Below are 17,618 nucleotides of genomic sequence, written 5' to 3'. Positions count from 1 at the left end.
GCCTGCATGGAGATCATCCAAGGCGGACCTGAGCACGTCGACACGGCCGCGCTGATCTGGGCGCACGCGGTCACGGCGAGGGACGGCTACGACGAGGTTCCGACGCTCGCGCAGGCACGTCCGGGCATCGAGAACGCGCTCGAGAACGAACCGTCGCTGCTCCTGCTCGCGCTGGAGGGTGGCGAGGCGGTCGGGTTCATCGCCGGCGGTCCACATGAGACGAAGCCGCGGGAGGAGAACACCGCCTACATCAACTACGTGGGCGTCCACCCCGAGGCGTGGGGCAGGGGTGTCGGCGAGGCGATGCTGCGTGCCCTGCCCGATGCGTTGACCAAGAACGGATACCGGAACGCCGAGCTGTTGGTCTACGTCGACAACGTCAGGGGCGTGCGGCTTTACGAGCGCCTCGGATGGATCAAGGTCGGCGACCCTGCGCCGCATCCGCGCAACGGCCGTGTGGAGCAGCGCTACTCGTTCTCGCTCGCATGGTGAGACGGGGGCGTGAGAGCGTTTAGCCGGGGATTAGGGGATCAACCCCAATGCGTCTGACCAGGGCTATCCCCCAGTCCATTTGAGACGTAACTTTCTTCCATGTCCGTGCGCACGTTCGCCGTCGTGGTCGGCCTCGCCTTCTTGCTGGGCGGAGGTGCGATCCTGCTCGTGATGCTGGCCGTCGAGGCGCCGAGCGGCACGCTCATCCCGTGCGGCAACGGGCTGGGCGTCGGTTTCGACGAGCCCGCCGCCTCCGCGGTCAGTCCGGCCTATGTGGACATCTGCGCCGACCTGAGGCATCGCCGGCTGCTCTGGTCGTTGCCGCTGATCGGCTTCGGCGTACTACTGCTGATCGGCTCTTTGGTCGCTTCACGCAACGCTACTCGCCGGTAAGGTCGCGGCATGACGTGGATGGTCTACGGCGCCAACGGCTACACCGGACGCCTCATCGCCGAGCTGGCGGTCAAGCGCGGGGAACGGCCGATCCTCGCCGGTCGCACGCGGGAGAAGGTCGAGCCGATCGCCGACGCGCTGGGGCTCGAGCACCGGGCGTTCGACCTGAGCCAGGCGAAGGCGCACCTCGAGGACGTCGACGCCGTCGTGCACTGCGCCGGACCGTTCGCGCACACCTCCACGGCGATGGTCGACGCCTGTCTGAAGACCCGCACGCACTACCTCGACATCACGGGTGAGATCGACGTCTTCGAGTCCATCGGCCAGAGGGACATCGACGCGCGCAAGGCAGGCATCGTGCTGTTGCCCGGCGCCGGGTTCGATGTCGTGCCCACGGACTGTGTCGCCGCGATCCTGAAGAACGCCCTGCCCACCGCTACGCACCTCGACCTCGCGTTCGTCGTCGGAGGAGGAGCGAGCGCGGGTACGACCAAGACGTCCGTGGAGGCCGCGGCCGTCGGTGGGCGGATCCGCGAGAACGGCGACCTCAGGAGTGTCCGCATCGGACACCGCAGGCGCACGGCCTACTTCCGGTCGGGGCCGCGTGAGGTAGGCAGTATCCCGTGGGGTGACGTGTCTACTGCATACCGTTCGACCGGTATACCGAACATCACCACGTTCACGATCGTGCCCGGCGTGCTCGGACAGCTGCAGCAGGTCTTCGCGCCTGTGTTGCAGGCGCCGATCGTGCAGAGCGTCGCGAAGTCCGTCGCCGGGAAGGTGAAGGGCCCCGACGAGCGCAAGCGCGCGAACACCAGGGCCGAGGTGTTCGGCGAGGCGTGGGACGCGCAGACCAAGGTCGAATGCGCGATCACCACGCCCAACGCCTACAGCCTCACCGCGGACTCCGTGCTCCGCGCCATCGGCAAGATCAACGGCGTCGCGCCGGGCTCGCACACGCCGTCCAGCGCGTTCGGCGCTGACTTCGTACGCGAGCTCGACGGCGTCGTCGCAAGCGAGGTCCGTCGCACCTGACCCCGCTGGTCACTTCTTGAGGTGCTTGGCGACGCTGTCCACGACACCGCCGACCGCGTCCTTCACCTTCTCCACGCCGTCCTTGAGCGCCGCCTTCGCCTGGTCGGCGCGGCCCTCGTCGGCGAGCTGCTGGTCGCCGGTGACCTCACCCGCGGCCTCCTTGGCCTTGCCGCCGAGGTCCTCCGCCTTGTTGCCGATCTTGTCCGACAGCGACATCGCGTCCTCCTGAGCTGAGCCCCCGAGCTGGGGTTGGTTGACGCCTGTTCGACAGACGTCACCTCCCGGACGTCACGCCACGGTCGGGTGAAAACCGGGTGAGGGTGGTCACGACCGGGAAATCCGGGAACCGCGTGACGTTCCGCGATCGAACGTGTCCATCGGGCGACGAAGCAAATACGGGCGGGAGTGTGCGCATGAGCGTGGCAGAGGCGGCCGCACTCGACGACGCCACGCTGGTGGCGAGGTCCCGTGACGGCGACATGAGGGCTTACGAGCAGCTCGTGCGTCGTTACCAGGGGCCGATGTACCGGCTGGCGTTGCGCATCGTGGGCAGCACTGGTGACGCCGAGGACGCGGTGCAGGACGTGTTCCTGACGGCCTGGCGTCGACTGGGGCAGCTCAACGACGACGGGGCTTTCCTCGGTTGGCTCTACCGCACGACGACCAACCAATGCCTGAACGTGCTGCGCAAACGCAAGCCGCACGCCGACACCGAGCTCGACGAGCAGGAGTCGGCGGCACCACGCACCCGGCCCGAACGCGCCGTGGAGGTGAACGCGCAGCTCGACGCGCTGCAGGCCGCACTGCGCGGTCTCACCCCGCAACAACGGGCGTGCTGGGTGCTGCGCGAGGTCCACGGCCGGTCCTACGACGAGATCGCCGAGGCGATCGGCACGACCCAGCAGTCGGTGCGCGGCAGGCTCGCGCGGGCACGGGCACAACTCGCGGAGGTGATGGCGCCGTGGCGGTGACGTCCGACTACGCCCTGCCGTGCGGGCGGGACGTGGAACAGGTCTGGGAGGCGATGGACCTCGCCGACGAGCACACCCGCACGTGCCCGCACTGCGCCGCGGTGCGGGAGAGCCTGCAGGTGCTGCGCGCGGCGACCGCGGAGATGGTCCGCGAGGAGGTCGAACCGCCCGGCGACCTGGTCAGCCGGGTGATGTCGGCCGTGCGCGCCGACGTGCGGCGGGCGGACGTCGTGCCGTTGCCCGGCGACGGCCTGGCGCGGATCAGCACGCGGGCGGTCGCGGCGGTCCTCCGGTACGCGGCGGACGGTGTGGACGGTGTGCGGGCACGGGGGTGCCGGGTCGTGGAAGCGCCGGAGTCGACGGTCGCGGACCCGTTGATCGAGGTCGAGCTGAGCATCGCGATCACGGCGGGACACGTCACGCACGAGACGTACGAGGAGGTGCGGCGCAGGGTGCTGGCCGCCGCCTCCGCACGGATCGGCGTGCGGCTGGCCCGCCTCGACCTCGTCGTGTCCGACGTTCTCGAGGGGTGAGCGAGTGATCGAGACAGTCGTGTCCGCCCCGGCGGTGGCGGCGGTCGCGGTGCACGCGGCCGAGCAGGTCGCCGGCGTGCGCGTGCAGCCCGGCGTGGCGGGTCTGGTGAGTTCGGTGGTGCGCGCGGCGCGGCAGCAGATCAAGGGACTGCAGCCCGCGCCCGTGGAGGGAGTGCGGGTGCGGTGGTCGGGAGCGGCCGCGGTGCTGGAGGTGGACGTGGCGATCTCGGGTGAGGACCAGGCCGCGGCCGTTGCCCGTGCGGTGCAACGGTCTGTGCGCGCGCTCGTGCCGGAGCTCACCGGTGTCGGGGTGGAGTCCGTGCTCGTCATCGTCGTGGATGTCGCAGTGGATGTCGCTGTGGACGTCGCATGGTGATCGTGGCGGAGTTGCTGAAGGCGCTGGAAAAGGTGGACGGGCTGCGGCCGTCGACACCGGCGTCCGTGCCCGCTCGCTCGTGGATCCCTTGGGACCTGGACGAGTTGGCCGTCGACGTCGAGGACGCCCTGGTGTGCGTCCGGGTCGTCGCCACCCGGCTGCCGCTGCCGTTGACGGAGGCCGGTGAGGTGCTTCGGGCTGCTCTTGCTGGCACGCAATGGGAAAACGCGGTCGTGCGGATCGTGGTGACCGATGTGGACAAACGTGCACTCGATCACCTGAACGGGGCGTGACGTTCTCGTCGCGAGCCGTGTCTTTCTGATGTGGACACTTCGAGGGAAGGGGTAGCGATGAGCACGCAGACGGCGGAGAAGAACGGTGTGGCGGCCGGAAAGCTCGTGACCGACAAGGGATCGACCACCATCGCGGATGTCGTGGTGCAGAAGGTGGCGGGTCTCGCAGCGAGGGAGATCCGGGGTGTGCACGCGCTGGGTGGCGGCGCGACGCGTGCTCTGAGCGCGCTGCGCGACCGCATTCCCGGCGCCACCGCGAGCGCGGGGCAGGGCGTGTCGGTCGAGGTCGGCGAGAAGCAGGCCGCGGTGGACCTGGAGATCGTCGTCGAGTACGGCGTGCCGATCGCCGAACTGTCGAAGTCGGTGCGCGGCAACGTGATCACCGCGATCGAACAGATCACCGGACTCGAGGTGGTCGAGGTCAACATCAACGTCAACGACGTGCACATCCCGAGTGACACCGAGGGCGAAGAGCCCGAGACCACCCGCGTGCAGTGAGGGGGAGCGCCATGAGCACCACCGCACTGGGCCTGCTGACCGGGCTGGCGCTCGGCCTGGTCGCCGCGTTCGGAGGCTTCAGCGCGTTCCTGCTCGTGCTCGTCTTCGGCGCACTCGGCCTGATCGCGGGCCGGGTCGCGGAGGGCAAGCTCGACCTCGCGCAGCTGCTGGGCCGCGACCGGGACTGACAGGGAGCTGACGATGACCGCAACGCTCGCTGTGCAGCCGGGTTCGGCCCCGGGACTGACCACCGTCGCGGACCGGGCGGTGAGCCGCATCGCCGGACGTGCCGCGCTGGAGGTGCCGGACGTGCTCGCCGCTGCGGTCACCGCACGGGTGACCGGGGGAGTGGCCGCGCTCGACGCACGTCTCGACCTGCGATACCCGGCGCCGGTCGCGTCGACCGCCGCTCGGGTGCGCGCACACCTCGTCGAACGGGTCGGCGCACTCACCGGACTTCAAGTGTCCGTTGTGGACGTTTCGGTGGGCGTGCTGCGTGCGCCTGTGGCACCGGTGCGGAGGGTCGTGTGACTCGCCGCTCACGCCGGGCATTGCCCGCGACCCTCACCGCACTCGTCCTGCTGGCCGCTGCGGCCGTGGTCGCGGTGTCCGCGATCCAGCTCGCCCTCGGCGAAGCACCGTTGCTGCCCTACGACGCGCTGGCTGGTTGGTTGCACGACACCACCTGGTCAGCGCCTGAGATGGCCGTGGCGAGCGGGGTCGCCACGGCCATCGGACTGGTCCTGCTGCTCGTCGCGGTGGTGCCGGGCCGGGCCAGGACCGCACCGCTCGACGAACACACCGCGGTGTCGGTGCGCGGCCTGCGCAACGCCCTGCGGACCGCCGCCCACGTCGACGGCGTCGAGTCCGCCGCGGTGAAGGTGCGCCGCCGCAGGGTGAAAACCGTGGTCCGCACCCGGCGCTCCGTCACCGACGGTCTCGGTGACGCCGTCCGCGCCGCGCTCGAACACCGGGTCGGCGAGCTCGCCCTGGCCCGGCCGCCGCAGGTCGTGGTGCGGGTCAAGGCCCTGAGGAGTGCACCGTGAACCGTTTCCTGCTCGGCCTGCTGGGGCTGATCCTGCTGGCCGCGGGTGCCGCGGCGGCCGCTGTGCACCTCGGGTTCGTCCCGAGGATCGACCGCGACGCGGTGTTGGTGCCCGGCACGGAGTTGCCGCCAACGTGGGTGTTGGTGGTGGTCGCGGCCGCAGCGGTGGTGATCGCGTTGCTGTGCCTGCGCTGGCTCATCGCCCAGATACCGCGCCGCAGGGTCTCGACCTGGCGCTGGGCCGACGACGCCGGCGCCACCCGCATCACCACGGCGACGGCCGCCGCGCCGTTCGCCGACGAGGTGACCACCTACCCCGGTGTGCGCAAGGTCGAGGTGGAGCTGACCGGCCCGCACACCGCGCCGCGCCTGGCCCTCGTCGTCCGCGCCCATGGCGACGCGGATCTGCGTGGGATCCGCCGTCGCATCGACGACGAGGGCCTGCCACGCCTCCGTGAGGCACTCGGCACGCCCGATCTCCAGGCCACCGTCGAGTTCCGGATGACCTCCTCCAAAACCGACGCCCGCGTGCACTGACACATCGGCCGGCGGGCTGGGAGGGGTCCCGGAGCCGAGGCGTCACTCTGCGTGCATGAGCGATTTCGACGTGACCATCGAGGCCCTCAGGGGCATGGTCGGCAGGCACGGCAAGGTGCGGGAAGACCTGACGTCGGTCAACGAGCAGAGCCGGCTCCTGGCGCAGATCCGTCCTCCGATGACGGACCCGGCGACCACCGAGTACGTCACCGCTGCCTGCGCGGCGGGGCAGCGGCACCTCGACGACGTCACGAAGCTCGAACAGGAGCTGCAGGCGCGGATCGACGAGCTGAAGGCGTCGGTCGACCAGTACGAGCGGACCGAGCAGGGCAACCAGCGGCGCATGGCGGTGCAGGACTGATGGCCGGCCTCAGCGGATACGAGATCTTCCTGCTCGCGTCGCAGGGGGAGAGTCCCGCCGCGATGACCCAGGCGGCGGACGCGTCGAAGGCGTCGCGGGCGCGCATCCAGCAACTCGGCGAGGAACTGCAGCGGCTCACCGCGGAGATGCAGGGCGTCTGGAAGGGCAAGGCGTCGGACCGGGCCGCTCAGGCCGTGCAGCCGATCGAACAGGCTCTCCGACGCGCGCAGGAAACCCTGGACAAGTCCGACGTGTCGTTGCGGACCCAGGCGCAGGACTACGGCAGGTTCCGTGAACTGGTGCTGCCGATGGCGACGCCCGATCCGCCGGAGCTGAACCTCGTCGACCAGCTCACGCCGTGGGACACCGACAACGAGGTCGCGCGCAAGGAGTGGTTCGAGGCCGACGCGCAGAACCGCCGCGTCTACGGCGAGTACGCCGGGCTCACCGGCCAGAACCAGGCGACGCTGCCGCAGATGCCCCAGGGGCCGGCCGGCGCGCCGACCGCGAACACCGCTGTCCAGGCCGCGGGTGCGTCCGGCGTGAAGTCGGCGAGCACAGCGCCGCCGCAGGTGAACGACGCGGGTGCCACGTCGCCCTCGTCAGCCGAGTCGGCCGCAGGGGACAAGGCGTCGGCGTCGCCGTCGACGGGGAGTGGCGGCGACAAGACCGGGGCGAGCAACGCCGGCGGCGGACCTGGCGGTGGATCGGGTGCTGCCCAGACGCCCACGTTGCCCGGTCCCGGCGCGCCGAAGCAGCCGGGGGACAGGACGACCGTCGCCGACGCGCCGGGGATGGCGGGCGGCATGCCGATCGCGCCGCGTCCGCAGTCGGGCAAGGACAGCGCGCACAAGTCCGGCGTTCCGAAGGGCGATCACCTGTCCGGAGGTGGCGGCACCCCGGTGCTGCCGGGCATCGGCGATCCGACCGGCACCAGGGGCCAGAGGGGTTCCCTGGATCCGGCCGATCGTTCTGCCGTGGTCGGCAAGACGTTGCCCAACGCTCCCGCGACGGTGGGTGCGCGCGGTGCGGTGGGCAAGGTCGGTGCGCCGGCCATGGGTGGGTTCGGTGCACCCGGCGCGCACGGCCGTGAGGTGGAGGACAAGGAGCACAAGCGCACCGTGTACCTCGAGGACGAGCCGGACGCGCTCATCGGTCAGCTGCCCGGCACCGTGGCACCCGTGATCGGGGAGGGCTGATGTTGCGCGCACCGGTGGTGTTGTCGGACATGGCGTTCGACGTGTTGTGGCACTACGACGACCTCGGCGAGCACCACACCGTGCTGCACGTGCCACCGGCCGAGACCAACCCGCGGGAAGTCGAGCAGGCGCTGCACCGGGAGGGCGTGCAGGTCGACGACACGCTGGAGGCGCTGCGCGTGCTGGCGTTCGCGGACTTCGAGTGCTTCGGCTGGATCGCCTTCAACCGCGAGGACACGTTGCCGGTCGTCGCCGCCATCGCCGGCCGGTACGGCGTCGTCGCGCTCCGGGACAACGGCTACGTGCGCCTCCAGACTCTGGACGGCGACCCGTCGGCCACCCTCGCGGCACATCTGCCGGAGATGCCGCCGGGCCGCGGCACGTCGATCAACGCCCGCGCGGAGGATGCCCAGAGCTCGCGGGGCCTCGCAGAGCTGATGCAACGCCCGCGCACCGGCGCCGCGAAGCTCTACTCGGCCCGGCGCGACAGGTACGGGCGGCGCCGGCGCTCGGAGTCGTTCGTCAGCACGATCGACTGCGCGGACGGCCGCTGGCTGGTGGTCCGGTACGCCGACAGCCGGGGCCAGCGCTGGGTGCACGCCACCCCGGCCACGCGCCACATCATCACCGAGTGGATCCGCCGCATCGCCGTCTGAACGCCGAAGGCGGGCCGGCACGAATGCCGACCCGCCTTCACACGTGTGCGGCTAGCGGGGTGCGAGCAGGCTGGTGATCTCCTGCGACGCCGACACGGTCAGCAGGTGCTGGAGGTTCTCCGGCAGGTCCTCGCCGCGCTTCTGCTTCGCCTCGGCGTAGAGGCGGCCGGCGCGGTAGGAGGAGCGGACCAGCGGGCCCGCCATCACGCCGAGGAAGCCGATCTCCTCGGCCGTCTCCTTGTGCTGGACGAACTCCTCCGGCTTCACCCAGCGCTCGACCGGGTGGTGGCGCGGGGAGGGGCGCAGGTACTGGGTGATGGTGATGATGTCGCAGCCCGCGTCGTGGAGGTCGCTGAGCGCCTCGGTGACTTCCTCGGGGGTCTCGCCCATGCCGAGGATCAGGTTGGACTTGGTGACCAGGCCGAACTCTCGGGCCTTGGTGATCACCTCGAGGGAGCGCTCGTAGCGGAAGGCAGGGCGGATGCGCTTGAAGATCCGCGGGACGGTCTCCAGGTTGTGCGCGAGCACCTCGGGGCGGGACTCGAAGACCTCGGCGAGCTGTTCCGGGACCGCGTTGAAGTCCGGGATCAGCAGTTCGACGCCGGTGCCGGGGTTCATCTCGTGGATCTGGCGGACCGTCTCGGCGTACAGCCACGCGCCGCCGTCCTCCAGGTCGTCACGGGCGACGCCGGTGACGGTGGAGTAGCGCAGGCCCATCGCCTGGACCGACTCGGCGACGCGGCGGGGTTCGTCGCGGTCGAGGTCGGCGGGCTTGCCCGTGTCGATCTGGCAGAAGTCGCAGCGCCTGGTGCACTGCTCGCCGCCGATCAGGAACGTGGCCTCGCGGTCTTCCCAGCACTCGTAGATGTTGGGACAGCCCGCCTCTTCGCAGACCGTGTGCAGGCCTTCGCGTTTGACGAGGCTCTTGAGCTCCCGGTATTCGGGGCCCATCTTCGCCCGCGTCTTGATCCACGAAGGCTTCTTCTCGATCGGCGTCTGGCTGTTGCGGACCTCGAGCCGCAGCAGCTTCCGACCCTCAGGTACCACAGTCACGTCATCACCCTACGCTGCGTCCCCGCGTGTCCGGCGTCACGCACATCCCAGCGAGGGTAAGTGCTGAAACCGGGCTTTTGGTGGAGCGGTCGTTGTTCACGATCTGTTGTTTACGCACGTCACGTCGAACATGAACAACACAGATCGGCTGAAGATGTTCCCGGCCCGGAGGTGACGACCGGGTCCGCCGGTGCCTTCCCAACTCCCCCCAGGCGAAGGCGCCGGCACCCCTACGGAAGATCTGGAGCGATTCCGGTCAGCTTGATCGTGAGCTCCCACAGGCGGTTCGCGGCGAGGTCGTCACGGGCGGCCGCGGTCATCCGCGCGACGGCGGGGTAGCCGCGCATGCCGTTGAAGCTGTCGGGGCCGTAATACTGACCGCCGCGTGCGTCGGGGGAGGTCGCCGCGTAGAGCTGCGGCAGTGCGCCCATCTCGACGGACTGCGAGAACAGGTGGCTGATCTTGCCGCCGAGGCGCAGGAACAACGAGTTGTGCGCGCTCGCCATGTTGTCGGTCAGGTCGGTGACCGTGATGCCGGGGTGTGCGGCGATGGACGTCACGTCCGATGAACGCCGTTCCAGCTCACGTGCGAACAGGATGTTGGCGAGCTTCGATTGGCCGTACGAGCCGCGGTAGCTGTACGGGCGACGTTCCCAGTTCGGGTCGTCGAAGTCGATGCGGCCGTACTGGTGCGCGAGAGAGGCGACCGTGACGACGCGTGCGCCTGGACGTTGCCTCAGTGCGGGCAGCAGCAGCCATGTCAGGGCGGCGTGGCCCAGGTGGTTGGTGCCGAACTGGCGCTCGAAGCCGTCCGCGGTCCGGCCGTTCGGGACGGCCATGATGCCCGCGTTGTTGATGAGCACGTCGAGACCGCCGACCTTGCCGGAGACCGTGTCGGCGGCGGCGCGCACCGAGCTGAGGTCGGCGAGGTCGAGTTCGAGGACCTCAGCGGACCCGGCGACGGCTTTCCTGGCCGTCTGACCTCGCTGGACCGAGCGACAGCCCATGATCACGTGGGCGCCCCTGGCCGCGAGCACCTGGGCGGTGCGCAGGCCGAGACCGGAGTTCGCGCCGGTCACCAGGACGGTGCGGCCGGTCTGGTCGGGGATGTCGGCTTCGGTCCAACGACTCATGGAGTCATTCCTACCGTTCGGTAACTGCCGAGCGATAGGTGTGCGTCGAGTACCGCTCGCAACACCGGCTCGTCGGCGGCCAGTTCCGCGGTGACGACGTGCTCGTCGACGGGACCTTCCAGCGCGGCGGCTTCCATGCGCGCGGTCAGCTTGTTCTGCCAGCGGTGGTCGAGCGCCAGCAGGAGTTCGTGCAGCGACCCGAAGACGTCCGGATCCACGATCAGCGGTGCGGACGGGTCGCGGCGGGCGTCGCGCAGCACGGCGTCGAGCGCGTCACGGCGGCGGTAGTGGTCTGTCCAGCCCATGTCTCGTACCCCCGGTTTCTCGCATACCCTCGGTATGACACGACCATACCACCGGTACGTACCGACGGTATGTGAGATACGTTTCGGCCGTGCGAACACGACGTGCCGAGTACTCGGAGTCGACCAGGCAGGCGCTCGTCGACAGCGCGGTGGACCTCTTCACCAAGCGCGGGTACGCCGGCACCTCGCTCGACGAGGTCGTCAAACGCGCCCGCGTGACCAAAGGCGCGCTCTACCACCACTTCAGTGGCAAGCAGGCGTTGTTCGAGGCGGCTTTCACGCAGGTCGAGACCCGGTCGATCGAATCACTGACCGCGGTGGTGACCGCCGAGGGTGACGCGTGGGAGACGGCGACCGCGGGTCTGCGGGCGTACGTCCGCAAGTGCCTGGAGCCGGAGTACCAGCGGATCATCGTCCACGAGGCGCCGGTCGTGATGGGCTGGGAACGCTGGCGTGAGGCGGAAGAGCACTTCAGCTTCGGTTTGCTGCGCACGGCCGTGCAGCTGCTGGTGGACGCCGGTGAGATCGACGACCTGCCCGTGGAGATCATGGCCCGGCTGCTGTTCGGAGCGCTCTCCGCGGGGGCCAGCACCATCGCGAGTTCGTCCGATCCGAAGCGCACCGGGCGAGAGGTCGAACGCGCGATCCTGCGCGTTTTGGAGGGTTTGCGCAAGAAGTAGTCGAGTTCGGCCCTAGCGGCCGGGCGCAACGTCGATCACCACGAGGACAACGAGGTGGTCAGCATCATGATCGAACCGGTCAACACGCGCCTGGGACTCGACGGCAAGATCGCTCTGGTGACGTCGGGAACGCATGGTCTCGGCCTTGCCATCGCGAGCAAGCTCTGCGACAACGGCGCACACGTCATCATCACCACGTCCCCCGGCGACGTCGACGCCGAACGCGCCCTGCTCGTGCTCGGCGGCAAGCCGGGCTCGGCGTCCGTGGTGCCGCTGGACATCCAGGACGAGAACGCCGTGCGCGTGCTGCTCGAGCAGGTGAAGCTGGAGCGCGGGCGGCTCGACCTGTTCGTGCACCACGCGGTCTCCCCGGACATGACGCCGCTGCTGAACGTCGTGGAACCGCTCGCGAAGGCGTTCGTCGACGGTGGCCGCGTCGTCGTCGCCGGCTACACGGTGACGCCGGTGCACGGGGTGATCCGCACGCTGGCGCTGGAAATGGCCTGGTACCGGGTGGCGGTGAACGCGGTCGTCACGACCGTGATCGACAACGGCCCGATGAACATCGACCCCGAGCTGGTGGACCGGCTCGCGATCAAGAGCCCGTCCGGCCGGGTGACGCTGCCGGAGGACGTGGCGAACGCGGTGGCGTTGCTGTGCGCGGACGAGGCCGCGTGGATCCAGGGTCAGGTGATCACCGTCGACGGCGGGCTGGAACTGCTGGAGCGGTGGGGAGAGACGCGCTGACGGATTCGTCGCGGTGTCCCGGCCCGGCCGAAGTCCTCGGCCGGGCCGGTCTCGTTGCCGGGCCTGTTCACACATGTGACGTGAAGGGGTATTGCTGCCGTAATGCGGGTCGCTGGAGTTCCGCTCGTGCGTGACCGGAGTCGTGTCTATCTGTCAGCGCCCAGTGACTGGACGTCATCAGCCTATAGGCATCGTGAATTGCACCTAGCGCATTCGGAGTAGTAAAAACTGCGCTCAGCTCAAATGCTTGTCCGGCACGGTGACCGAGTGTAAAACTCGAAAAGTGGGCAGGGGGACCCAGCAAGGGGGCTGATGATGATCAGGGTCTTACTCGCCGAGGACGTGCAAATGGTCCGGGGCGCATTGGTCGCCTTGTTGAATCTCGAACCAGATATAGAGGTGGTCGCCTCGGTGGCGACGGGTGACGAAATCGTGCCCGCCGTCGCAAAGAGCCAGCCGGACGTCGCCGTCCTCGACATCGACCTTCCGGGTATGGACGGCCTTTCCGCCGCGACGGTCATCCACGACACGGCTCCCGGTACGCGCACCTTGATCCTGACGAGTCTCGGCCGGCCGGGAACCCTGCGTCGCGCGCTCAACGCCCGCGTGAACGGTTTCATCCTCAAGGACGCCCCCGTCAACGAACTCGCCGACGCCATCCGCGGGGTGTCCGTCGGCCGCCGGGTCATCGATTCGCAGCTGGCGCTCTCCGCGTGGGACACCGACGAGTGCCCGCTCACGCCGCGCGAGCTCGAAGTGCTCCGGCTGGCCTCCGACGGCGCGGACGCCATGGAGATCGCCACGACGCTGTTCCTGTCGGTCGGCACCATCCGCAACTACCTGACGGCGGCGACGGGCAAGCTCGACGCCCGCAACCGCGTCGACGCGGTGCGCATCGCCCGCAAGGCCGGCTGGTTCTGACCTGGTCCAGGTCCGGCTCAGGCCGCGGTCGGGATCGAGGCGTGCACGTGGAAGCGGTCGGTGCCCACGTGGCGGGCGACGAAGACGCCGCCTGCCGCCTGGACGCGTTCGGCCTGGTTGCGGACGCCGTTGCAGTCGGAGGAGATCGGGCGGTCGGTGGCGCCGTCGTTCACGACGTCGAGCTTCACCGCGCCGTCGGCCTGGCTGACGGTGATCGCGCAGTTCTCGGCGTCGCTGTGGCGCAGCACGTTGGTGACGGCCTCGCGCAGGACCGTGGCCAGCACGGTCTCGATCTCCTCCGGCAGCGGGCTGTGGTCGAGTTCTACACGGACGTCGATGTTCGCGGCCGCCAGCATGGTCTTCGCCGAGACCGAGGTGTCGGACAGCGACAGGCGGCGGTAGCTGCGGGCGAGTGAGCGCACGTCGGTGAGGGCGCGTCCGGCGATGTCCAAGATGTCGGCGAGGTGCTCCTGGGTGCGGTCCGGATGCTCCGCGATGAGGCGGTGGGCCAGCTCGCTCTTCAGCTTGATCGCGCTGAGGCTGTAGCCGAGCAGGTCGTGCAGGTCGCGGGCGAGGCGGAGGCGTTCAGCTGCCAGTGCGGCCCCTGCCTGCTCGGGTGGTGCGTGCCGGCGGAACGCGATGCCGGAGATGAGCAGGCCCGTCGCGGTCGTCACGATCACGGCTTCCAGCACCGAGGCCGGGGTTTGCGGGAGGGCCGTCGCGGCGACTGTCAGGCCGAATGCGATCCAGCCTGCGATCGGCGGGAAAAGGGCCAGTGCGTTGCCGGCCACCAGACCGGGCGCGGCGATCCACATGTGGCCGACCAGCAGGTACGGCAGGAACGCGAGCACGGCCTGTGCCGCGAGGGCGATGCGGCGGGTGGGCGCGTTCAGTTGGCCGAATTGGAGGGCCTGCAGTGCGAGAACCAAGGCCAATGCGATGAGATATATGGCGGAATGAGTCGTTTCCCGGTCGATCAGAAGCAGCCGCGCCAGGTCGGCCAGGCAGATGCCCACTACTGCGGCGTGGATGATCCCGCCGGGTCTCGCCGGTTCGGACCACTCATTCACGATTCCCCCAAGGGACCGAGCTCGCTCCTGCGGCTTCTCGGCGAACCCAGGGCAAATGCTAGACAGTGCGGTCCCGTCTCGATCTAGTTCTGAACCGGTACAGATGATACTGCCGGAGTTCCTGGTTTCAGCAAATTTCGCTCGAAAGGACCAGTATTTATCGTGCTGCTCACGACGGGTGTTCAAGCGGTTACCCATAGGATTTGTTTGGGTACGTCCGGCCCCGTGAATATCTCACATCGGCAGCGGTAGTTCGCCATCTCGGAGTCGTGCCGCGCTACGTGGCGTTCGATAGCCCCGCTCAGGTGAACTTGATGGCACGACAACAGCAAGCCGCCGCTGAAACTGGAACTGGGGAGGGCTCCCATCATGGAGATCAAAGTTCTCGGACCGCTGGAGGCACGGGAGAACGGCATCTCGATCACGCCGAGCGCCGTCAAGCCACGGCAGGTGCTCTCCCTGCTCGCGTTGCAGGCCGGGCACGTCGTCACGGTGCCCACGCTGATCGAAGAACTCTGGGGGGTGACGCCGCCGAGAAGCGCGCTCACCACATTGCAGACATACGTGCTCCAGGTGCGCCGGCGCATCGAGGCCGCGTTGCCGGAGGGCAGTGCGGGCGCCGCGAAGAACGTCCTCGTGACCCGCTACGGCGGGTACATGCTCGACGTCGCGCCGGAGACCATCGACGTGCGCAGCTACGAGCGGCTCGCCGTCGCCGGTCAGCGCGCGCTGGAGGTCGGTGACCTCGAGTCCGCGTCGCGGTTGCTGCGCTCGGCCACCGACGTGTGGCGCGGGCCGGTGCTCGTCGACGTGCAGATCGGTGTGCGGCTGGGCATGGAGGTCACGCGGCTGCAGGAGTCGCGGCTCGGCGTCCTGGAGTCCCGGATCGAGGCGGACCTGCGGCTGGGCAAGCACCAGTCGTTGCTGAGCGAGCTGTCCGTGCTCACCGCGCAGCACCCCATGCACGAGAACATGTGCGCGCAGTACATGCTCGCCCTCTACCGCGCCGGTCGTCAGTGGCGTGCCCTGGAGGCGTACCAGTCGCTGCGCGACACCCTGATCGAGGAGCTCGGCCTGGAGCCGTCGGAGCGCCTGCGCCAGCTGCAGTGCGCGATCCTCAGCTCCGAGCCCACGCTGAACGGTCCGACGTCCGCACTTCAGCTGGAGCGCCAGCTCGCCGGTTGATCCGCACTCGACCGGGGAGAGCAGAAAAAGTGGATACCGTCACCGGTGCGAGTTCGCTGGTCCGCGCGCTCGAGGACGCCGGTTGTGAAGTGATCTTCGGCATTCCCGGCGGGGCCATCCTGCCGGCGTACGACCCGCTGCTGGACTCGGTGAAGATCCGGCACGTGCTCGTGCGGCACGAACAGGGGGCCGGGCACGCCGCCTCGGGTTACGCACAGGCGACGGGCAGGGTCGGGGTGTGCGTCGCGACGTCGGGTCCCGGCGCGACGAACCTCGTCACCCCGCTCGCCGACGCCTACATGGACTCCGTGCCGATCGTGGCGATCACCGGCCAGGTCAACCGGGCGATGATCGGCACGGACGCCTTCCAGGAAGCCGACATCCGTTCCATCTCCCTGCCGATCACCAAGCACGCGTTCCAGGTGACGGATCCGGCGGACATCCCGGCGGTGATCGCGGAGGCGTTCGCGCTCGCCGCGGGCGGCAGGCCGGGACCGGTGCTGGTCGACATCCCCAAGGACGTGCTGGCGTCTACAACGACGTACACGCCGGCACCGCCCGTCCCGACCTCGCGGATGGCGCCGGCGGCCAACGAGATCCGCCGCGCGGCCGGGCTGATCGCGTCCTCCCGCCGCCCGGTGTTCTACGTCGGCGGGGGAGTGGTCCGCGCCGGCGCCGCCGCGGAACTGCGGGCACTGGCCGAACGCACCGGCATCCCGGTCGTGACCACGCTGATGGCCCGCGGCGCGTTCCCCGACTCGCACCGCCAGCACCTCGGGATGCCGGGCATGCACGGCACGGTGCCCGCCGTCGCCGCCCTGCAGCAGTCCGACCTGCTGATCGCGCTCGGCACCCGCTTCGACGACCGCGTCACGGGCGTGCTGGAACTGTTCGCCCCGCACGCCGCGGTGATCCACGCCGACATCGACCCGGCCGAGATCTCCAAGAACCGCAAGGCGGACGTGCCGATCGTCGGTGACTGCCGCGACGTGCTGATCTCGCTGAACGCGGCCGTGCGGCAGGCTCCGCTGCTCACGTCGTGGTGGGCATATCTCGACGGCCTGCGCGACCGCTTCCCGCTCGGCTACGACTGGCCGGCGGACGGCAAACTGGCGCCACAGCACGTGATCGAACGCATCGGCACGCTCGTCGGTCCCGAGGCGATCTACACCGCGGGTGTCGGCCAGCACCAGATGTGGGCAGCGCAGTTCGTGGGGTACGAGCGGCCGGGGTCGTTCATCAACTCCGGCGGTCTCGGCACCATGGGTTTCGCCGTTCCCGCCGCGATGGGCGCGCAGTGCGGCGTGCCGGACCGCGCGGTGTGGGCGATCGACGGTGACGGCTGCTTCCAGATGACCAACCAGGAACTCGTCACCTGCGCGCTGGAGGGCATCCCGATCAAGGTCGCCGTCATCAACAACGGCAACCTCGGCATGGTCCGCCAGTGGCAGAACCTCTTCTACCGCGGCCGTTACTCCAACACCGGCCTGTCCACCCACAAGCGCGTACCGGACTTCGTCGCACTCGCCGAGGCCCTGGGCTGCGTCGGGTTGCGGTGCGAGGACAGGTCCGAAGTGGACGATGTGATCATGCGCGCCGTGGAGGTGCGCGACCGGCCGGTGGTCATCGACTTCGTGGTGGGCGAGGACGCCCAGGTGTGGCCGATGGTGGCAGCGGGAACCGGGAACGACGAGATCATGACCGTCCGCGGCATCAAACCCCTGTTCGACGAGGACATGTGATGACCAGACATGCGTTAACGATGGTGCTGCGCAACGTCCCCGGCGCGTTGTCCAGGGTCGTGGTGCTGTTCTCCACCCGCGGCGTCGACGTGGAGTCGCTCAGCCTCGATCCCACCGAGCGCGGCGACGTCTCCAGGATGGACGTGGTGGTGGGGCTGCCGGCCGGACGTTCTCCCGATCAGCTGGTGAAGCAGCTTTCCCGGCTGGTCGACGTGAAGAGCGTCGTGGCGGTGGCCGATCCCGCACGGGACCAGATCGGCGCCTGAGAGGAAGTGGCCTGCCCCAAGCCTCCGGGGCCGGCCCCCTCCTGTTGGTGCCCCAGTGTCTTATTAACAAAATACGCTGCCCCCGAAGGAAATTGTTTAGTTATCGGGGGGGGGCGGTTGAGTAAAA

26 protein-coding genes are annotated in these 17,618 nt (G+C 69.2%); 21 read left to right on the top strand and 5 right to left on the bottom strand.

All coding sequences use genetic code 11. The annotated features are described in order from the left end of the window. Window positions 1-6 precede the first annotated feature (6 nt). From ACWGE0_RS43085 to ACWGE0_RS43075, 3 genes are all read left to right on the top strand, one after another. Window positions 7-492, top strand: a complete 486-nt coding sequence (locus ACWGE0_RS43085) for a GNAT family N-acetyltransferase (RefSeq protein WP_452266652.1) — start codon at window positions 7-9, stop codon at window positions 490-492. 99 nt (window positions 493-591) lie between these two features. Next, window positions 592-885: a hypothetical protein gene (locus ACWGE0_RS43080; RefSeq protein WP_452266651.1), complete on the top strand. Its 294-nt coding sequence runs from the start codon at window positions 592-594 to the stop codon at window positions 883-885. Between the two features lie 9 nt (window positions 886-894). Continuing rightward, window positions 895-1,920 carry a saccharopine dehydrogenase family protein gene (locus tag ACWGE0_RS43075; protein WP_452266650.1) on the top strand — a complete coding sequence of 342 codons (1,026 nt, stop codon included), beginning with the start codon at window positions 895-897 and terminating at the stop codon, window positions 1,918-1,920. Window positions 1,921-1,929: 9 nt separating this feature from the next. On the opposite strand, the gene ACWGE0_RS43070 is transcribed toward ACWGE0_RS43075, so the two are convergent. After that, window positions 1,930-2,136 carry a CsbD family protein gene (locus ACWGE0_RS43070; RefSeq protein WP_319964713.1) on the bottom strand — a complete coding sequence of 69 codons (207 nt, stop codon included), beginning with the start codon at window positions 2,134-2,136 and terminating at the stop codon, window positions 1,930-1,932. Window positions 2,137-2,333: 197 nt separating this feature from the next. On the opposite strand from ACWGE0_RS43070, the gene ACWGE0_RS43065 reads away from it, so the two are divergent. Genes ACWGE0_RS43065 through ACWGE0_RS43010 form a run of 12 tightly spaced genes read left to right on the top strand, consistent with a single transcriptional unit; the run spans window position 2,334 to window position 8,389 of the window. Beyond that, entirely contained in the window at window positions 2,334-2,891 is a 558-nt protein-coding gene (locus ACWGE0_RS43065) for an RNA polymerase sigma factor (RefSeq protein WP_452266649.1), read from the top strand. Then, window positions 2,882-3,424 carry an Asp23/Gls24 family envelope stress response protein gene (locus ACWGE0_RS43060; protein WP_452266648.1) on the top strand — a complete coding sequence of 181 codons (543 nt, stop codon included), beginning with the start codon at window positions 2,882-2,884 and terminating at the stop codon, window positions 3,422-3,424. The genes ACWGE0_RS43065 and ACWGE0_RS43060 overlap by 10 nt, the downstream gene beginning before the upstream one ends. A gap of 4 nt (window positions 3,425-3,428) precedes the next feature. After that, on the top strand, window positions 3,429-3,800 hold the full coding sequence (locus ACWGE0_RS43055; RefSeq protein WP_452266647.1) for an Asp23/Gls24 family envelope stress response protein: 372 nt from the start codon (window positions 3,429-3,431) through the stop codon (window positions 3,798-3,800). After that, window positions 3,794-4,093 (top strand): hypothetical protein, encoded by a 300-nt coding sequence (locus ACWGE0_RS43050; RefSeq protein ID WP_452266646.1) that lies wholly within the window; start codon window positions 3,794-3,796, stop codon window positions 4,091-4,093. The genes ACWGE0_RS43055 and ACWGE0_RS43050 overlap by 7 nt, the downstream gene beginning before the upstream one ends. Before the next feature lie 57 nt (window positions 4,094-4,150). Next, window positions 4,151-4,591, top strand: coding sequence for an Asp23/Gls24 family envelope stress response protein (locus ACWGE0_RS43045; RefSeq protein ID WP_452266645.1), 441 nt, complete (start codon window positions 4,151-4,153; stop codon window positions 4,589-4,591). Window positions 4,592-4,602: 11 nt separating this feature from the next. After that, the gene (locus ACWGE0_RS43040) at window positions 4,603-4,779 is read left to right on the top strand and encodes a hypothetical protein (protein ID WP_452266644.1); all 177 of its coding nucleotides are present in this window, start codon (window positions 4,603-4,605) and stop codon (window positions 4,777-4,779) included. A 13-nt stretch (window positions 4,780-4,792) separates the two neighbouring features. Beyond that, window positions 4,793-5,122, top strand: a complete 330-nt coding sequence (locus ACWGE0_RS43035) for an Asp23/Gls24 family envelope stress response protein (RefSeq protein WP_452266643.1) — start codon at window positions 4,793-4,795, stop codon at window positions 5,120-5,122. Continuing rightward, on the top strand, window positions 5,119-5,637 hold the full coding sequence (locus ACWGE0_RS43030; protein ID WP_452266642.1) for a DUF6286 domain-containing protein: 519 nt from the start codon (window positions 5,119-5,121) through the stop codon (window positions 5,635-5,637). Before ACWGE0_RS43035 ends, ACWGE0_RS43030 begins: the two co-directional genes overlap by 4 nt. Continuing rightward, the gene (locus ACWGE0_RS43025; RefSeq protein ID WP_452266641.1) at window positions 5,634-6,173 is read left to right on the top strand and encodes an alkaline shock response membrane anchor protein AmaP; all 540 of its coding nucleotides are present in this window, start codon (window positions 5,634-5,636) and stop codon (window positions 6,171-6,173) included. The genes ACWGE0_RS43030 and ACWGE0_RS43025 overlap by 4 nt, the downstream gene beginning before the upstream one ends. Window positions 6,174-6,228: 55 nt before the next feature. Then, complete coding sequence (locus ACWGE0_RS43020; RefSeq protein ID WP_452266640.1) at window positions 6,229-6,534, top strand: hypothetical protein; 306 nt, start codon at window positions 6,229-6,231, stop codon at window positions 6,532-6,534. Then, window positions 6,534-7,733 carry a WXG100 family type VII secretion target gene (locus tag ACWGE0_RS43015; protein WP_452266639.1) on the top strand — a complete coding sequence of 400 codons (1,200 nt, stop codon included), beginning with the start codon at window positions 6,534-6,536 and terminating at the stop codon, window positions 7,731-7,733. The genes ACWGE0_RS43020 and ACWGE0_RS43015 overlap by 1 nt, the downstream gene beginning before the upstream one ends. Then, complete coding sequence (locus tag ACWGE0_RS43010) at window positions 7,733-8,389, top strand: ESX secretion-associated protein EspG (protein WP_452266638.1); 657 nt, start codon at window positions 7,733-7,735, stop codon at window positions 8,387-8,389. The genes ACWGE0_RS43015 and ACWGE0_RS43010 overlap by 1 nt, the downstream gene beginning before the upstream one ends. 51 nt (window positions 8,390-8,440) lie before the next feature. On the opposite strand, the gene lipA is transcribed toward ACWGE0_RS43010, so the two are convergent. The 3 genes from lipA to ACWGE0_RS42995 form a co-directional block, all read right to left on the bottom strand. Next, entirely contained in the window at window positions 8,441-9,442 is a 1,002-nt protein-coding gene (gene lipA, locus ACWGE0_RS43005) for a lipoyl synthase (RefSeq protein WP_452266637.1), read from the bottom strand. Window positions 9,443-9,672: 230 nt separating this feature from the next. Further along, a complete protein-coding gene (locus ACWGE0_RS43000; protein ID WP_452266636.1) occupies window positions 9,673-10,575 on the bottom strand; it encodes an oxidoreductase in 903 nt (300 codons plus the stop codon). Beyond that, a complete protein-coding gene (locus ACWGE0_RS42995) occupies window positions 10,572-10,880 on the bottom strand; it encodes a hypothetical protein (protein ID WP_166050559.1) in 309 nt (102 codons plus the stop codon). Before ACWGE0_RS42995 ends, ACWGE0_RS43000 begins: the two co-directional genes overlap by 4 nt. A gap of 89 nt (window positions 10,881-10,969) precedes the next feature. On the opposite strand from ACWGE0_RS42995, the gene ACWGE0_RS42990 reads away from it, so the two are divergent. The 3 genes from ACWGE0_RS42990 to ACWGE0_RS42980 all read left to right on the top strand — a co-directional run bounded on the left by ACWGE0_RS42990 (window position 10,970) and on the right by ACWGE0_RS42980 (window position 13,228). Further along, entirely contained in the window at window positions 10,970-11,560 is a 591-nt protein-coding gene (locus ACWGE0_RS42990; RefSeq protein ID WP_452266635.1) for a TetR/AcrR family transcriptional regulator, read from the top strand. A 66-nt stretch (window positions 11,561-11,626) separates the two neighbouring features. Continuing rightward, on the top strand, window positions 11,627-12,307 hold the full coding sequence (locus ACWGE0_RS42985) for an SDR family NAD(P)-dependent oxidoreductase (protein WP_319964428.1): 681 nt from the start codon (window positions 11,627-11,629) through the stop codon (window positions 12,305-12,307). 315 nt (window positions 12,308-12,622) lie between these two features. Continuing rightward, complete coding sequence (locus tag ACWGE0_RS42980) at window positions 12,623-13,228, top strand: response regulator transcription factor (RefSeq protein ID WP_319964429.1); 606 nt, start codon at window positions 12,623-12,625, stop codon at window positions 13,226-13,228. Window positions 13,229-13,245: 17 nt separating this feature from the next. On the opposite strand, the gene ACWGE0_RS42975 is transcribed toward ACWGE0_RS42980, so the two are convergent. After that, a complete protein-coding gene (locus ACWGE0_RS42975) occupies window positions 13,246-14,298 on the bottom strand; it encodes a sensor histidine kinase (RefSeq protein WP_452266634.1) in 1,053 nt (350 codons plus the stop codon). A 369-nt stretch (window positions 14,299-14,667) separates the two neighbouring features. On the opposite strand from ACWGE0_RS42975, the gene ACWGE0_RS42970 reads away from it, so the two are divergent. From ACWGE0_RS42970 to ACWGE0_RS42960, 3 genes are read left to right on the top strand one after another with little or no spacing between them, the layout of a single operon-like run. Next, complete coding sequence (locus tag ACWGE0_RS42970; protein WP_319964431.1) at window positions 14,668-15,483, top strand: AfsR/SARP family transcriptional regulator; 816 nt, start codon at window positions 14,668-14,670, stop codon at window positions 15,481-15,483. A 29-nt stretch (window positions 15,484-15,512) separates the two neighbouring features. Further along, on the top strand, window positions 15,513-17,225 hold the full coding sequence (locus ACWGE0_RS42965; protein WP_452266633.1) for an acetolactate synthase large subunit: 1,713 nt from the start codon (window positions 15,513-15,515) through the stop codon (window positions 17,223-17,225). Then, window positions 17,225-17,491 (top strand): ACT domain-containing protein, encoded by a 267-nt coding sequence (locus tag ACWGE0_RS42960; RefSeq protein WP_452266632.1) that lies wholly within the window; start codon window positions 17,225-17,227, stop codon window positions 17,489-17,491. The genes ACWGE0_RS42965 and ACWGE0_RS42960 overlap by 1 nt, the downstream gene beginning before the upstream one ends. Window positions 17,492-17,618: the final 127 nt, after the last annotated feature.

This window comes from Lentzea sp. NPDC054927 (assembly GCF_053610285.1).
The sequence above is the reverse complement of the archived record's forward strand: the minus strand, read 5'-3'. Positions and strand labels throughout refer to the sequence as shown.

Bases quoted from the DNA above. Each gene is read 5' to 3' on its own strand.
- ACWGE0_RS43065 (WP_452266649.1), top strand. From the start codon at position 2,334: ATGAGCGTGGCAGAGGCGGCCGCACTCGACGACGCCACGCTGGTGGCG.
- ACWGE0_RS43080 (WP_452266651.1), top strand. From the start codon at position 592: ATGTCCGTGCGCACGTTCGCCGTCGTGGTCGGCCTCGCCTTCTTGCTG.
- ACWGE0_RS43040 (WP_452266644.1), top strand. From the start codon at position 4,603: ATGAGCACCACCGCACTGGGCCTGCTGACCGGGCTGGCGCTCGGCCTG.
- ACWGE0_RS43045 (WP_452266645.1), top strand. From the start codon at position 4,151: ATGAGCACGCAGACGGCGGAGAAGAACGGTGTGGCGGCCGGAAAGCTC.
- ACWGE0_RS42995 (WP_166050559.1), bottom strand. From the start codon at position 10,880: ATGGGCTGGACAGACCACTACCGCCGCCGTGACGCGCTCGACGCCGTG.
- ACWGE0_RS42980 (WP_319964429.1), top strand. From the start codon at position 12,623: ATGATCAGGGTCTTACTCGCCGAGGACGTGCAAATGGTCCGGGGCGCA.
- ACWGE0_RS43020 (WP_452266640.1), top strand. From the start codon at position 6,229: ATGAGCGATTTCGACGTGACCATCGAGGCCCTCAGGGGCATGGTCGGC.
- ACWGE0_RS43075 (WP_452266650.1), top strand. From the start codon at position 895: ATGACGTGGATGGTCTACGGCGCCAACGGCTACACCGGACGCCTCATC.
- ACWGE0_RS43000 (WP_452266636.1), bottom strand. From the start codon at position 10,575: ATGAGTCGTTGGACCGAAGCCGACATCCCCGACCAGACCGGCCGCACC.
- ACWGE0_RS43050 (WP_452266646.1), top strand. From the start codon at position 3,794: ATGGTGATCGTGGCGGAGTTGCTGAAGGCGCTGGAAAAGGTGGACGGG.
- ACWGE0_RS43085 (WP_452266652.1), top strand. From the start codon at position 7: ATGGAGATCATCCAAGGCGGACCTGAGCACGTCGACACGGCCGCGCTG.
- ACWGE0_RS43070 (WP_319964713.1), bottom strand. From the start codon at position 2,136: ATGTCGCTGTCGGACAAGATCGGCAACAAGGCGGAGGACCTCGGCGGC.
- ACWGE0_RS42960 (WP_452266632.1), top strand. From the start codon at position 17,225: ATGACCAGACATGCGTTAACGATGGTGCTGCGCAACGTCCCCGGCGCG.
- ACWGE0_RS42985 (WP_319964428.1), top strand. From the start codon at position 11,627: ATGATCGAACCGGTCAACACGCGCCTGGGACTCGACGGCAAGATCGCT.
- ACWGE0_RS43015 (WP_452266639.1), top strand. From the start codon at position 6,534: ATGGCCGGCCTCAGCGGATACGAGATCTTCCTGCTCGCGTCGCAGGGG.
- ACWGE0_RS42970 (WP_319964431.1), top strand. From the start codon at position 14,668: ATGGAGATCAAAGTTCTCGGACCGCTGGAGGCACGGGAGAACGGCATC.
- ACWGE0_RS43035 (WP_452266643.1), top strand. From the start codon at position 4,793: ATGACCGCAACGCTCGCTGTGCAGCCGGGTTCGGCCCCGGGACTGACC.
- ACWGE0_RS43010 (WP_452266638.1), top strand. From the start codon at position 7,733: ATGTTGCGCGCACCGGTGGTGTTGTCGGACATGGCGTTCGACGTGTTG.